Below are 12,884 nucleotides of genomic sequence, written 5' to 3' on the forward strand. Positions count from 1 at the left end.
CACTAAAGAGGGCGGCACGATGGGGAAACCATCGTGCCGCCCTTCCTACATCTCACACAGGTGTTGCTCTCCTCAAGACACCTTGCGCCGTTCCCGAGGCAAAGAAACACCTGACAACCTCACTTAACCGCGAGCACGCACCAGCGGGGCAAGATTCTGCGCCTTCGCAACAGCATCAGGTGAGCCGCACACCTCTAGCCAGTTTGCGAGGAGTTTGTGCCCCCCTTCAGTGAGGACTGACTCTGGGTGGAACTGAACACCATACAACGGCAAATCACGATGCTGCAGGCCCATGATGATCGGACCTGATGTGCCATCAACCGTTGCTGTGACCACCAGGTCATCAGACACAGTCCCGTTCACCACCGCCAGTGAGTGGTACCGCGTTGCGGTGAATGGTGACGGCAAATGAGCAAAAACCCCGCCACCGTCGTGGCTCACTTCGCTTGTTTTGCCATGCATCAGTTCAGGCGCGTGCGTGACGGTGCCACCAAACACCTCACCCAACGCTTGATGCCCCAGGCACACCCCAAGCATCGGCATACCTGTGTGTGCGCAGTCCCGAATGACCTGGAGCGACTCACCCGCACCTGCCGGCGTTCCAGGCCCAGGAGACACGAGAATACCGTCAAATTCAGCGCGGTCTTCTCGCGGAGGCACAGCATCATTACGCACAACAACAGTTTCTGCGCCCAGCTCGTTGAGATAGCCGACGATTGTGTAAACAAAAGAGTCATAGTTGTCGATGACAAGGATCTTGACCATAGTGCCGCCTCGGGGTCGCACGTTATCAGCGCTTGGATTTAGGGTGTGACGATCATAGCGCGGCACCCAGAGCAGACGGGCATCAGCCCCACAGGTCGGTCCCTTCAGGGACTGCCGCATGCTTCAGCTTTGGCGAGTTATGTGCTGCCGGAATCTCCAACTTATCCACAGACTCCAAAGCCCAGCCCAACTGGATGACATCCACATAGGCACGATAGTTCTGGACCTCTGGTGAACTGTCTAACGCATCATTAAGTGTTTCTCGGTCCCCAACGGCTTCAACCACAAATGGTGGAGAATACACTTGACCGTGGAGCAGTAACACATTGCCAACGCAACGAAACGCCGTTGTAGGGGTTACCCGCTGACCTTGAAGCGTCATCGCTTCAGCGCCACCTGCCCACAGAGCATTAATGACAGATTGTAAATCTTGTTGGTGGACAACAAGATCGTCAGGCCGGTAACCCAAAAGATTCTCTTCGGTTTGTGGAGCGTCCCACAGCGAAACTTTCAACCCTGGGCCTGTCACAGGTGTGGCCCCTGTAGCGACCTCTGAGGAGGTTTTTACCTCGGAAGGCAGCGCTGGAAGTTCTGCACTCGCAAGTGCTGTCATGTCCTCAACAGATTGTTCTAGGCCAGAAAGTGTGGCCACGAGTTCCGTTTGCCGGGCAGCTTCATCTCGAACCACGTCAGAGAGGTCTTCTGGGTGGCGGACATCGTTGTTGTTCGACATTTTTGCACTGGCCGTAATCATCCATACGGATAAAAACATCACGACCCCAACGGCTACTGCCGTGCGGAACTTATTGCGCACGACGGCGGTTGTGCGTGCCATGCTTATCCCCCGGATCGATGTACTGCTGTGATACCTAGGGTAGTGCACTTTACCCCGTGAGTTGAGAGGCAAGGGTGACGTATGCTGTCTCTCAAGAGAATTCGTTCATCCTTGGAGTAGATTGTGCCTGTTTCCCGGTCACGCAAAAAGCGTAACGACGACACTGTCGAGCCTGTGGCGCAGAAGCCACAGCGCATCGGTAATCCCGCTTGGCTTGTACCTACGATGGTGACTCTGCTCATTGTTGGATGTTTGTGGGTGGTGCTGTATTACCTCACTGCAAGCAACCTGGGGCTTCCACTCCCGTGGATCGGTCAGTGGAACATCGCAGTAGGCTTTGTCATCATGTTGGGCGGTTTAGGGCTAGCGACCCGCTGGCGCTAAACCCCCTGTTGTTTGAGTAAAAGGGCTGGGGCAACGAGATTTTCTTCGTTGCCCCAGCCTTTTTCGTCACCACCCCAAAAACTTATCCACACGTTTATCCACAGGTGTGGATAAGGCATCGGCGACTAAAGGTACCCCACCGCCGCGTACTTTCCTAGTGCTGCACCAATCAACACCACAGCCACAAGAACCGAACCCACAACAGCGACCAGGCCCTTCTTGTCACGGGGTGCGCGCACATACAGCGCAGACAGCGCCAGGCCTGTTACAAGCCCACCCAAGTGGCCTTGCCACGAAATGTTGGGTATCACAAACCCCAACACCACGTTGATCGCAATAAGACCAGTGATGCCACGCAGATCCCCGCCCACCCGACGTATCACCGGCACCAGCGCACCAAACAAACCGAACACAGCACCTGAGGCCCCCAAAGTCCCCACAGCCCACGAGTCGCTCAATGGTGACGCCAAAAGCAGCACCGCAACGTGCCCACCAATTGCAGACAACACATACAAGGTGATGAAACGCGCTCGCCCAAGAATCAACTCCAACTGGGACCCCACAACCCACAACGCCCACATGTTGAAGGCAATGTGCAACAGCCACCCAGTGGAGTGCAAGAGCGCAGCAGTAACAAAACGCCACGGCTCATCAAGGCCCAAGAACGGGGCGAACACAAAGTACTGAGTGAATGAGTCCCACCCCAACAGCATTTGCGCTGCAAACGCCACCACACTCACGCCAATAATGCCGTAGGTGACAACCGGCTTGGTGTTACCAATCTCAGCTCCGGCAACGGTGCGCGGCGTGCGGACATTTTTCTTTCCCGCATCGACACACTGGGGGCACTGAACTCCAACTGCCGCCTGACGAGTACAGTCCGAGCAGATCGGTTGGTCACAGCGCTGACAGCGCACATAGGTTGGGCGGTCAGCATGGTTACGGCACACAGGCACTGACTGTTGCGGCCCGTGTACACCAAAAGCAGATTCAGACACGTTGTCTCCTTCACCCGTGACAGGGTGAGTCAGTGGGCACATAGACAAGCGACCGGGCAGAAATTGCCCGGTCGCTTGTCACACATGATGTCAGTCTTCGATGGAAACCGAGTTGATGGTGATGTCCTCAACGGGACGGTCACCTGGGCGGGTTTTCACAGCAGCAAGCTTGTCCACAATGGCGCGGGAGGCATCGTCAGCCACCTCACCAAAGATGGTGTGCTTACCGTTGAGCCACGTTGTCTGGTCAACAGTGATGAAGAACTGGGAGCCGTTCGTCCCTGCAGGCTGACCAGTGATGGGGCTCATGCGCTTTCCAGCGTTGGCCATAGCAAGCAGGTAGGGCTTTGAGAAGGTGAGCTCTGGGTGGATCTCGTCATTGAAGGTGTAGCCTGGGCCACCTGTTCCTGTGCCCAATGGGCAACCACCCTGAATCATGAAGTTCGGGATGACACGGTGAAAGATCAGACCGTCGTAGAACGGGTCCTTGCGCTCTTCACCTGACTTGGGGTCAGTCCATGCTTTTGTGCCCTGTGCAAGACCGACGAAGTTCTCGACAGTCTTAGGCGCATGGTTGGGGAACAGTTCAATGCGGATGTCACCAGCAGTGGTGTGCAGTGTTGCGAACATTCCTTCATTGTTCCATGAATCGCGGGGCCTCGTTGTCCTGAACTTATGAACATCTCGTGATTTCCCCTGCAGGCTAACCCACAAAGTGAGAGAGTAAGGATAAGAGAAAGAAACCCCTAAGGAGTTCTTCATGTCCGACCACATCAAGAAGTTCGCTCGAGCGACCTCTGACACTATCGATGCCGACAAGATCAAAGACCAAGCCGGCAACGTTGCACACCACGCGCAGGACTACGCACATGAGTTCTCCGTGAAAGCGCGCGAAACAGCGCTAGGCGTCAAGGACTGGGGCACACCCAAGGTTGAGGCATTCGTCGAATGGGCCACACCCCGCGTAGAGCAGGCATGGAACGAAGCTGTTAAGGCAGCAGCGCCACGCGTCGAAAAGGTTGCCGAGAAGGCTACCCCCGCTGTTGGTATTGCCCACGACAAGATCGTTGATGAAGTCCTACCGCGACTCGTCACCATCTTTAACGAAGCAGCTGACCGCGCAGCCGCAGCAGCAGAAACTGTAGCGACAGGCACAAATAACGCCATCGACGGTAAAGCTATCGGCGAGGCTATCGATGCGCGCACCGCGAAATTCGCAGCTGCCACAACCGCTGGCGCAGCTACTGCCGCCGCAGCAGGGAAGAAAATGAGCAAGCGCGCCAACAAGCGAGCCACTAAGCAAGCAAAGCACCTGGCAAAGTCCTTGGAGAAAGCATCCAAGCGCGGGCCAGCTAAACTCTCTGAGGCTGCCCGTAAAGCCGAAAAGTCATCAAAGCGTTCTGGTAAAGGATGGCTCATCGTTGGTGGTGCTGCCGCCGCAGGTGGCGCCTACCTGTTGTGGCGTCGTTCCCAGCCCACCACTGACCCATGGGCTGAGCCATGGGAGCAGGATGACAACAACTTGCGGTTCTCTGACACTGTAGACACAGCTAAAGAGAAGATCGGCTCCGCAGCTGAGGCTGTTGGTGAAGCAGCAGGTCACACTTACGCTAAAGGTCGCGATGTGACTGGGAAGCTCGCTGAAGCGGCCCGCGATGCGTCTGAGGACATTAAAGAAACCTCCGAAGAGCTCGCTGGCAAAGCATCCGAGAAGATCGCTGAAGTACGCGAGACTGCAGCGAAGAAGGCACCTCGCCCCGGTGGTCGCCCAAAGACTAAGAACGCGACCGGGCAAGCAGCAGACATCAGCGGGGAATCAACTCCCGTAGCTGACGCCGTTGATAATGCAGCGAACAAAGCCGCAGATGTCGCGAAAGATGCCGCTGAAACAGTTGAAGAGGCCACCAAGCCAGATTCAGACAAGTAAGTCACTCGTGTGAGGTGCGCTCGGCGCACCTCACACGACACAACGCATCGTGGGGGTAACGGAATGTTCCGTTACCCCCACGATGCGTTTTCGTCAGTTTTTGTGTTTCGGTGTGTATTTGTTAGGCAGCGAGCCACAGGTCGCCGTTGCCGACAGCCTTGTGTTCCCACTCTTGCGGCGATGAGCCGCCCACAACACAGTTCCCAATCCAGTAGGTGACGTCTGGGGACCAGCCAGCGAGCATCGTCGAGCCACCTGCGATAGGCAAACGACGGGTCGCGGTTTCCAAGTACGCCACTGCGCTGAGGTGTACCGCCTCGTATTCTTTGGCGATCAGGCCCCAGTGCGGAATGAACCACTCATCGACTGAACCAGTCACCCGGTACCAGTCATGCAACCTAGAGCGAGTCATTCTCAGTGGGTAGCGTTCCACAAGTTTGACGTAGTCTGCTGCGCTGCGAATTTCCAGCACCTTCGAGGGACCAACGATCTCAATTGGCCACGTCACCGCGTGTTGGCTGACGGACATGTCCTCTTGAGCCCACAGTCCCACCGGGCCAAGATCGCCCAATGAACGTGTTGTGGCCGGAACCGCCTCGTGGGCAGGGGTTGACCACCACATGCCAGAGATCTCAGCCTCTGGGTCAGTGTCATGCTGCTGCGAGTGGAGTTCCTCAGCCATAGCCCTGCGGTACCACTGCTGGACGCCCGCCGCTGCCTCCCATGCCGCCGGGTCGCTGAAGGGGATCGCCGTTTCCTCTTGGACACGGCGTTGTTGCCCACCCATGTCACTCGACCACCACTGCGGCACAACCTCAGCAACTGCTTTAGCGAGCGGGCGCAACGCGGCTGCAACCGACTGTTGGGACAGGAGAGCATCCTCAATATCTGGGGACTGCCAGTACTGCGCCGATGCGACGGTTTCGCGCAGCGCCAAGAGTAGTTCGTACTCGTTAGGCGGTTCTGCTTCTACTGCTGCAACAGAGCGACCCAACTCAACAATTACTTGAGCGCGGATATGGGAATCCAGTCCACCAGCGACGCTCTGAATGAGTAGCTTTTCAAGAACCTCGTTACGTGAGGAGGCAAGCTCAAGCAGAAGACGGCGCCCGCGAGGACCGGATAACAACTGACTGGAATAGACGCCACTCATCCGTAGAACCTCCATGAAGATGTTGCGTTGCAGCAGGGGCGGAATGATGGGGGTGGAGATGTCACCCGACGTGAAATGGCGTGCAACGCCTAACCTGACGGTAAAGGATGAAAAATCCCAACGAAAGAGACGTTTTCGGTGAGCACTCCCCATCATTGCGCCGCTCGATCACGCTTCCTGCACACAAACCGCATACCTGGGCGGTTTTCTTCTAGCGCCCAGGAAAAACCGGGACAGGTCTCCCCATCGGCGGCGACCCTATAGGACATCAAAATGAGGAGGTTAACGCCCCCACGCAATGACCGCGCGGCCCGTTTCCACCCTGCCGTGCACCGGCGCCCTCCAGAGCCCCTGCACACTCAACTCACCCCAAGGAGCCTTCGTGCGCGCACGCGTTGCCCTCACCACCCTGTCACTAGCAACCCTCCTCGCCCTACTGTCAGGTTGCGGAAACTCAACGACCACACCAGCGGAGGAAACCACCGACACTGCCGCAACCCAAGAAGACAACAACCCAGCTGATGCACCAAAAACCGACTTCACAAACGGTGGGGCTTGCACCGATGGAACTGATGTTGTGGTGCGCGGCAGTAACCTCACCCCCGTTATCACCGGGCAGTGCGGCCGAGTCCACATCGAAGGCATCGGAATCACAGCAAATATAGAGTCCGCGCAAACAGTGTCGATCTTAGGCGAGGACCACAACCTCACCGGTGACACCTGGGGAAACGTGACACTACAAGGCCAAAACACAACACTTGACTCCCCGATAACCGGTGACGTTGACCTTGCTGGTACCGGCATCACCTTGACCACCACCACTCCCAGTGCCATTGAAGTCAAAGGCGAGAATACGCGGATCACTGCGCAGAGCATCGACGCTCTGACCCTGTACGGGGTGAACCACACGGTGCGGGCCACAACCATCAACAAACTAGAACTCCGTGGCACCTCAAACACCGTGGTGTGGAAAGAAGGAGTGAAAAAACCTGACGTCAACGAAGGAGACAACACACTAAAGCGGTGAAACACCAAAGCGGTGAAACACAAAGTGCCGTGACCGCTGCGCTCCCCCGGTAAGGGAACGTCGCAGTCACGGCACTCGTGGTTATCTCTCGCGCAAAAAACGGTCAGCCGTGGAAGAGTTCGACTGCCAGCTTCGTGGCGAGAAAGAGCATCATCAGACCGATAAGAGCGTCAAGAACACGCCAGGCTGATGGGCGACGGAAAATCGGAGCGAGTACTCGTGATCCAAACCCCAACGCGAAAAACCAGGTGATCGTTGCCATGAAAGCTCCAATCGCGAAGCTCCATTTCAACGAACCATACGTCGACGCCACTGACCCCATCAGCACCAACGTATCGAGGTACACATGCGGGTTGAGGTACGTAACAATCAGGATCTGAATGATTACCGCACGGCGGGAAGACATCCGTGGTTTAGGCACCTCAACGTGGGTCTCCGCTGGTGCGGCGATGGGCATCGGAAGAACTGCCGTTCCAGTTGTGGCACCCGGTGTGACTAACCCCGACTGGCCGCCCTCAAGTGCGGGGTCACCGACAACGTCGGGGGAACTCACGGAACCCGCCGGGACAACGGGTGTTGGCTGAAGATCAGGCGCATCGACATCAAGCGCCTCCGGGCGAATTGCCCGGCGAAACGCCAGCATCGCGTACCAAAAAAGGAATGACACTCCGAAGAACGTGACAATGGGGATCACCCACGGCGCCTTCGCAACAACGACACCAAAGCCTGCGATACCCGCAGAAATAAGGATGATGTCAGAGGCAATACAGATCGCAATAAGAATACCGACATGCTCGCGCTTCAGACCCTGCCGTAGGACAAAGGCGTTCTGCGCGCCAATGGCGACAATAAGGGACAGGCCAAAGCCAAGGCCAGCGAGAATGACGGGGAAGGAAATCACGCGTCCTACCATGACAGCGGGGGTAACCTCAGTACAGTTAATGAAACTGTTCCTGATGAAGGTGGGCTAATGATGAAGGTGGAACTCGGGCATCTCGAAGCCCTGCTTGCCGTTGTTGACGAAGGTTCCTTCGACGGCGCCGCCGCCGTCCTGCGGGTATCACCCAGCGCAATCAGCCAACGCATCAAATCGCTCGAAACCGCCGCCGGGCAAGTCCTCATCCAACGCACAAAACCCGCACGCCCCACCCCAGCAGGCATTCCATACGTGCAAGCAGGCCGTCAGATCGACGCAGTGCTCTCCCAAACCCTCGGACAAACAGATCTCGTGTCCACCGGACCACCCGACATCCCCCTCGCGGTGAACTCCGATTCACTAGAGACGTGGATCATCCCAGCGCTCGCCTCCATCCGGGACACAGCGAACTTCCACATCCTTCGCGATGATCAAGATCACACCGCTGAAATGCTGAGAACAGGCACCGTCCTCGCCGCCGTCACATCAGTCGCTGACCCCATCCAAGGCTGCGAGTCATACCGGCTCGGAGTCATGCGCTACCTCCCCGTTGCCACGCCCGCCTTCGCCGCCCGGTGGTTCCCCCGCGGCCTGACACCCGCCGCACTGGAAAAAGCACCCACCGTCGTCTTCGACCGGAAAGACAAACTCCAACACCTACTCCTGCAAGCCCACGGTGTTGACCCCGACGCACCCTCACGATGCTATGTGCCGTCCAGTTACTCGTTTGTCCACGCCATAGAACAAGACATGGGCTGGGGTCTCGCCCCAGAAATACAAATCGAAGATGCCCTCGAAACCGGTGAGCTTATCCACCTGTCTGAACACTTTGACATCACCTTGTACTGGCAACAATGGAAACTGGAATCACCAGCACTCAACACACTGCGGCAAGCCATCCAAGATGCCGCAGCTTACGCGCTACGCATTAAGTGAGCGCCCTGCCCTAAAGGGCGACACATAACGGTCGCCAAGAATATAGAACCGCCACGGAAAAGCATCGGTGCCTGCAACCCCTGATACTCCGGTACGCGGGGAGGTGCCGATACTGTCAGGGTGCACGGCATATTCAGAGCCGGGAACAGGCAGCACGATGCTTGCCATGCCACCACCTAGAGCATCGGTCCCGTCGTGTATGGGGTAAGTGATACCCAACGCTTGGGCAAGGCGGCCCGGCCCACGGGCCAAATCTCGGGGTGTCGTGGCTGCTGGGCGGCGTGACTGCGCGATGTCCGCACCGTCGACAACTTCACCAGCCCGCAACAGTAACCCTGATGCGGTGCCAGTTGGGGAGCACACCACGTTTGCTGCGCTATGAATCCCGTAGGACAAATACACATACATATGCCCTGGTGGGCCAAACATGGTGGCGTTTCGTGCGGTGGGGCCCATCCGGGCGTGGGAACCGGAGTCAGGCACCGCGTCCATGCCAGGCCCGTGGTAGGCCTCAACTTCTGTGATGCGTACGGTAACGGGGCCAGGTTCAAAGAACGTTGTGATCCGGGCGTTCAGTAAAGCGGGGGCGACCTCGCGGGCAGGCCGTTCGAAAAAGTGGCGGTCGGGCACAAAAAAACCGTTCGGGCACGCATCAACCATGGGCGTCAGCGTACCCGAACGGTGTAGATCAGGCAGGTGGGCGGCGCTATGTGTGATCAGGCTCAAGGAGCGGCCGGAGGCCGGTGAGCGGCAGGTCACCGGTTAGCGGCAGGTCACCGGTTAGCGGCAGGTCACGTGTTAGCGGCAGGTCACGTGTTAGCGGCCGAAGATCTTGGACAAGAACCCACCCTGGTTGGTGGATGCTTGTGCTTGCTCAGCGTCAGTGTGTTGGCCGTTGCACCATTGGGCGGCAGGCACCATAGCTTTGACGTCACCAACGTGCTGACCGCAGCCAGCCCACGTGGTTTTGCCACATACTTTGCATGAAACTGGACGGCACATATTTGTTCTCCTTGGTGTGATGGTGCTGTGAGAGGGGAATGCTGTTGAGGTACTGCGTTGCTTGTGAAGCGTTTGTAGCGCCGAGCTGAACTACTCGGTCACAAGGATGTCGTGCGCTGCGTCACCGAGGTGCGCTTTGAGGGTAAGCATGCCCCCGGACAAGGTCGCTGAATCGAAACCTGCCTGGTCGAGGATCCGATGCGCCAAGTAGGAGCGCATCCCCGAGTGGCACATGACGCGCACTGGGCGTCCCGCTGCTGCCTCACGTACCTCGTCGAGGCGTTCGCGCAGGTCAGTGTGTGCAATGTTGAGGGCACCAGGCACGTGCCCACCAGCGTACTCACCGGCACCACGGACATCGAGAATCAGTGCGTTGTCGCGCATCTGCTGTAGTTGCCACGGGTACCACAGCCGGATAGCGCCACTCATGACGTTCGCACCGTTCATTCCAGCGAGGTTTACGGGGTCTTTTGCCTGACCAAACGGTGGTGAGTACGCCAAGTCAAGGTCAATGAGGTCCTCAATGTTCATGCCCGCACGAATCGCTGTGGCGAGAACGTCGATGCGCTTGTCGGCACCGTCTTTCGCTGCGGCCTGGGCACCGAGGATGCGACCGTCCGCCTGTGCAAAGTGGACAACCAGCGAGATGGCGTTTGCGCCAGGGAAGTACCCGGCGTGGTTGAGGGGATGCAGGTAGATCGAGTGAAAAGCAATGCCAGCATCAGTCAGGACTTTGCGGCTTGCACCGGTCATAGCCACCCCGTACTCACCGATGCGCACAATGGCTGTGCCAACTGGTTGCGGGATGGGGCGGGCGGTGGCTGGGTTGATGATGTGGTCAGCCACGAGCCGCCCGGCACGGTTCGCTGGGCCTGCCAACGCAACGGGACGGCGAATGCCGGTCACTGCATCGGTCGATAGGGTTGCGTCGCCGACTGCCCACACGTTGGGCAGGTTGGTTTGACCGTGGTTGTTGACGATGATCGCGCCGCGTTCTGTGTCCAGGCCAGCGTCTTGGAAGACTTGGGTGTCTGGGCGCACGCCCACTGACAGCACAACAAGGTCAGTGTCGATCCGGGTGCCGTCCGCGAGGATCACGGTGTCGTGGGTGTCATGGTGTTCGATGCTTTGCGCAGCAACCCCGGTGTGTAGGTGCATGCCGAGGCGGGTCAGTTCTTTGGTGACGACGTCGGCAATTTCGGTGTCTAGGGGTGGCAGTACGTGGTCTGCGAGTTCCACCACGTGCACCTCGAGGCCTTGTGCCTCGAGTGCTTCTGCTGCTTCCAGCCCGATGAATCCTGCCCCGAGGACCACGGCGCGTTTCGCTCCTGCTTCAACAGTGTTGCGCATCGCGATGGCGTCTGGGACGGTGCGCAGGGTGCGCACCCGTGGGGAGTCGATGCCGCTGATGGGTGGGGTGATGGCCACGCCACCTGGGGAGAGGATCAGCGCGTCATAGGGCAGCGTGTAACTGTCGGTGTCACCGGTGGTGGGGTCGGTGTGGATGACGGTGACGGTTTGGGCTGTGTGGTCCAGGTGGGTAGCTTCAGAGTGGATGCGCACATCGAGGTTGAGTGATGCACCCAGGCTTTGTGGGGTTTGGACTTGGAGTTTGTCGGCTGTGGCGATTTCTCCACCGACGTAGTACGGCAAACCACAGTTCGCGAAGGACACTTCGGCGCCTTTTTCCAGCACAATGATGTTCGCGGTTTCTGCGATGCGCCGCGCCCTGGCGGCGGCGCTCATGCCGCCGGCAACGCCGCCGATAACAACAATGTTGTGCACATTGGTAGCGTTGGTGCTGGTGGCGCTTTGTGATGCCGATGTCTGGTGTGGCATCTGCTCTCCCTTGGGTGTGGTGGTGTGAATCTCTATTCCTTAATATACCCCCAGGGGTATAGAATGTCATATGGTCATGCGTCACACAATGACCGCACCAGAGGGGACAATAATGAAGACCACACACGCACCAGAGGGAATCATGAAAGCCGACACCGAAGAACAACTCGCCGCCCGCAAGCGAATCGTGAACCGCCTGAAACGAGCAAACGGCCAGCTCGCTGGACTCATTGCTCAAGTCGAATCAGGCGCAGAATGCCGAGACGTTGTCACGCAACTCTCCGCAGTTTCCTCGGCCCTCGACAAAGCCGGGTTCGCCATCATTTCATCTGCAATGAAGGACTGCGTTCTTGACCCTGAACGCCAAGAAGAAGCCACCGAAGAAGGCAAAAAGGGGCCACTCACCCTCGACGAACTCGAAAAACTCTTCCTCACCCTGGCGTAACCAGCTCAGCGGGACCTCAGCATCACCACCTCACCCACGGCGCGCATCGCCCCCTCCCTCACACAAAAAAGGCCGAGATCCTAGATCTCGCACTGAGATCCTTGACCGCGCAAAGGATTTCGATGCGAGATCTAGGATCTCGGCGCATAGGGAGGCGCATAAGGGAGGTACGTAAAGAGGTGCGTATGGAACCGCGAGTGGGAGTGCGTAAAAGGGACGCGCGAAGAGGATGCGCTTATAGGCGAACGAACTGAACCCGGTAAACCTCTGGACCTTCCTCCAGGTAGGTCACATCAAACTGACCAGGCGCCCGCTCTTCCAACTGCGTAAGCAACGGAACAGGGTTGTGATTAGCAACAATCACCATTCCGCGGCCCTCAACAATTGACCCCAACGCACCAAAGATCGTGGCGTGCCGGATCGCGTGCGGGATGACCCGGGTGTCAAGTTCAGGGTAGTCAACAACGTCATGGTCACCACAGGCGCAACCGCTCGTTGGTTTTTCGCCAATTTCTAGGCCTGTTTGCTTACTCATGGGATACGCCTTTCATCAGAGGAACACGATGCGCGGGAGTGCTGACCCAACTACGCAGCCACCCATCACACTCCCCCAACATTAACCACGGAGAAGTTCGTTTTAAATGACTTAAGTCCCGC

General features: G+C 57.7%; 15 protein-coding genes. 5 read left to right on the forward strand and 10 right to left on the reverse strand.

The features are described 5' to 3' along the window. Positions 1 to 123: 123 nt before the first annotated feature. Together G538_RS0101080 and G538_RS0101085 are read right to left on the reverse strand one after the other, a co-directional pair. Positions 124 to 765: an anthranilate synthase component II gene (locus G538_RS0101080; RefSeq protein ID WP_029067858.1), complete on the reverse strand. Its 642-nt coding sequence runs from the start codon at positions 763 to 765 to the stop codon at positions 124 to 126. A gap of 82 nt (positions 766 to 847) precedes the next feature. Beyond that, entirely contained in the window at positions 848 to 1,600 is a 753-nt protein-coding gene (locus G538_RS0101085) for a DUF881 domain-containing protein (protein WP_035832731.1), read from the reverse strand. A 123-nt stretch (positions 1,601 to 1,723) separates the two neighbouring features. Here G538_RS0101085 and G538_RS0101090 point away from each other — a divergent pair, with 123 nt between their 5' ends. Then, entirely contained in the window at positions 1,724 to 1,984 is a 261-nt protein-coding gene (locus G538_RS0101090) for a cell division protein CrgA (RefSeq protein ID WP_029067860.1), read from the forward strand. A 125-nt stretch (positions 1,985 to 2,109) separates the two neighbouring features. Here the strand turns inward: G538_RS0101090 and G538_RS14405 are convergent, their stop codons facing one another. Next, positions 2,110 to 2,982 (reverse strand): rhomboid family intramembrane serine protease, encoded by an 873-nt coding sequence (locus G538_RS14405; protein WP_035832733.1) that lies wholly within the window; start codon positions 2,980 to 2,982, stop codon positions 2,110 to 2,112. 90 nt (positions 2,983 to 3,072) lie between these two features. Continuing rightward, positions 3,073 to 3,612: a peptidylprolyl isomerase gene (locus G538_RS0101100; protein WP_029067861.1), complete on the reverse strand. Its 540-nt coding sequence runs from the start codon at positions 3,610 to 3,612 to the stop codon at positions 3,073 to 3,075. A 130-nt stretch (positions 3,613 to 3,742) separates the two neighbouring features. Here G538_RS0101100 and G538_RS14410 point away from each other — a divergent pair, with 130 nt between their 5' ends. Beyond that, positions 3,743 to 4,909, forward strand: coding sequence for a hypothetical protein (locus tag G538_RS14410; RefSeq protein ID WP_051196426.1), 1,167 nt, complete (start codon positions 3,743 to 3,745; stop codon positions 4,907 to 4,909). Positions 4,910 to 5,030: 121 nt separating this feature from the next. On the opposite strand, the gene G538_RS17140 is transcribed toward G538_RS14410, so the two are convergent. After that, positions 5,031 to 6,062 carry a hypothetical protein gene (locus G538_RS17140; protein WP_157544253.1) on the reverse strand — a complete coding sequence of 344 codons (1,032 nt, stop codon included), beginning with the start codon at positions 6,060 to 6,062 and terminating at the stop codon, positions 5,031 to 5,033. 382 nt (positions 6,063 to 6,444) lie between these two features. Here G538_RS17140 and G538_RS0101115 point away from each other — a divergent pair, with 382 nt between their 5' ends. Beyond that, positions 6,445 to 7,089, forward strand: coding sequence for a DUF3060 domain-containing protein (locus G538_RS0101115; protein ID WP_169514072.1), 645 nt, complete (start codon positions 6,445 to 6,447; stop codon positions 7,087 to 7,089). A gap of 103 nt (positions 7,090 to 7,192) precedes the next feature. Here the strand turns inward: G538_RS0101115 and G538_RS0101120 are convergent, their stop codons facing one another. After that, the gene (locus G538_RS0101120; protein WP_029067863.1) at positions 7,193 to 8,002 is read right to left on the reverse strand and encodes a LysE/ArgO family amino acid transporter; all 810 of its coding nucleotides are present in this window, start codon (positions 8,000 to 8,002) and stop codon (positions 7,193 to 7,195) included. 57 nt (positions 8,003 to 8,059) lie between these two features. Between G538_RS0101120 and G538_RS0101125 the strand changes: the two genes are divergently transcribed. Then, positions 8,060 to 8,941, forward strand: a complete 882-nt coding sequence (locus G538_RS0101125; protein WP_029067864.1) for a LysR family transcriptional regulator ArgP — start codon at positions 8,060 to 8,062, stop codon at positions 8,939 to 8,941. Here G538_RS0101125 and G538_RS0101130 read toward each other — a convergent pair. The 3 genes from G538_RS0101130 to G538_RS0101140 all read right to left on the reverse strand — a co-directional run bounded on the left by G538_RS0101130 (position 8,927) and on the right by G538_RS0101140 (position 11,782). Continuing rightward, positions 8,927 to 9,601, reverse strand: coding sequence for a DNA-3-methyladenine glycosylase (locus tag G538_RS0101130; protein WP_051196429.1), 675 nt, complete (start codon positions 9,599 to 9,601; stop codon positions 8,927 to 8,929). The genes G538_RS0101125 and G538_RS0101130 overlap by 15 nt on opposite strands. A 156-nt stretch (positions 9,602 to 9,757) precedes the next feature. Further along, positions 9,758 to 9,943: a hypothetical protein gene (locus G538_RS0101135; protein ID WP_029067866.1), complete on the reverse strand. Its 186-nt coding sequence runs from the start codon at positions 9,941 to 9,943 to the stop codon at positions 9,758 to 9,760. A 90-nt stretch (positions 9,944 to 10,033) separates the two neighbouring features. Beyond that, positions 10,034 to 11,782 (reverse strand): FAD-dependent oxidoreductase, encoded by a 1,749-nt coding sequence (locus G538_RS0101140; protein WP_084617940.1) that lies wholly within the window; start codon positions 11,780 to 11,782, stop codon positions 10,034 to 10,036. Positions 11,783 to 11,894: 112 nt separating this feature from the next. Here G538_RS0101140 and G538_RS0101145 point away from each other — a divergent pair, with 112 nt between their 5' ends. Further along, positions 11,895 to 12,227 carry a metal-sensitive transcriptional regulator gene (locus G538_RS0101145; RefSeq protein WP_425402170.1) on the forward strand — a complete coding sequence of 111 codons (333 nt, stop codon included), beginning with the start codon at positions 11,895 to 11,897 and terminating at the stop codon, positions 12,225 to 12,227. Positions 12,228 to 12,462: 235 nt separating this feature from the next. On the opposite strand, the gene G538_RS0101150 is transcribed toward G538_RS0101145, so the two are convergent. Next, positions 12,463 to 12,762, reverse strand: coding sequence for a DUF2249 domain-containing protein (locus tag G538_RS0101150; protein ID WP_029067869.1), 300 nt, complete (start codon positions 12,760 to 12,762; stop codon positions 12,463 to 12,465). Positions 12,763 to 12,884: the final 122 nt, after the last annotated feature.

Source organism: Jonesia quinghaiensis DSM 15701 (assembly GCF_000423205.1).
Classification (GTDB): Bacteria; Actinomycetota; Actinomycetes; order Actinomycetales; family Cellulomonadaceae; genus Jonesia; species Jonesia quinghaiensis.

Bases quoted from the DNA above. Each gene is read 5' to 3' on its own strand.
- G538_RS0101140 (WP_084617940.1), bottom strand. From the start codon at position 11,782: ATGCCACACCAGACATCGGCATCACAAAGCGCCACCAGCACCAACGCT.
- G538_RS0101150 (WP_029067869.1), bottom strand. From the start codon at position 12,762: ATGAGTAAGCAAACAGGCCTAGAAATTGGCGAAAAACCAACGAGCGGT.
- G538_RS17140 (WP_157544253.1), bottom strand. From the start codon at position 6,062: ATGAGTGGCGTCTATTCCAGTCAGTTGTTATCCGGTCCTCGCGGGCGC.
- G538_RS0101085 (WP_035832731.1), bottom strand. From the start codon at position 1,600: ATGGCACGCACAACCGCCGTCGTGCGCAATAAGTTCCGCACGGCAGTA.
- G538_RS0101125 (WP_029067864.1), top strand. From the start codon at position 8,060: ATGATGAAGGTGGAACTCGGGCATCTCGAAGCCCTGCTTGCCGTTGTT.
- G538_RS14410 (WP_051196426.1), top strand. From the start codon at position 3,743: ATGTCCGACCACATCAAGAAGTTCGCTCGAGCGACCTCTGACACTATC.
- G538_RS0101135 (WP_029067866.1), bottom strand. From the start codon at position 9,943: ATGTGCCGTCCAGTTTCATGCAAAGTATGTGGCAAAACCACGTGGGCT.
- G538_RS0101130 (WP_051196429.1), bottom strand. From the start codon at position 9,601: ATGGTTGATGCGTGCCCGAACGGTTTTTTTGTGCCCGACCGCCACTTT.
- G538_RS0101080 (WP_029067858.1), bottom strand. From the start codon at position 765: ATGGTCAAGATCCTTGTCATCGACAACTATGACTCTTTTGTTTACACA.
- G538_RS0101145 (WP_425402170.1), top strand. From the start codon at position 11,895: ATGAAGACCACACACGCACCAGAGGGAATCATGAAAGCCGACACCGAA.
- G538_RS0101100 (WP_029067861.1), bottom strand. From the start codon at position 3,612: ATGTTCGCAACACTGCACACCACTGCTGGTGACATCCGCATTGAACTG.
- G538_RS0101120 (WP_029067863.1), bottom strand. From the start codon at position 8,002: ATGGTAGGACGCGTGATTTCCTTCCCCGTCATTCTCGCTGGCCTTGGC.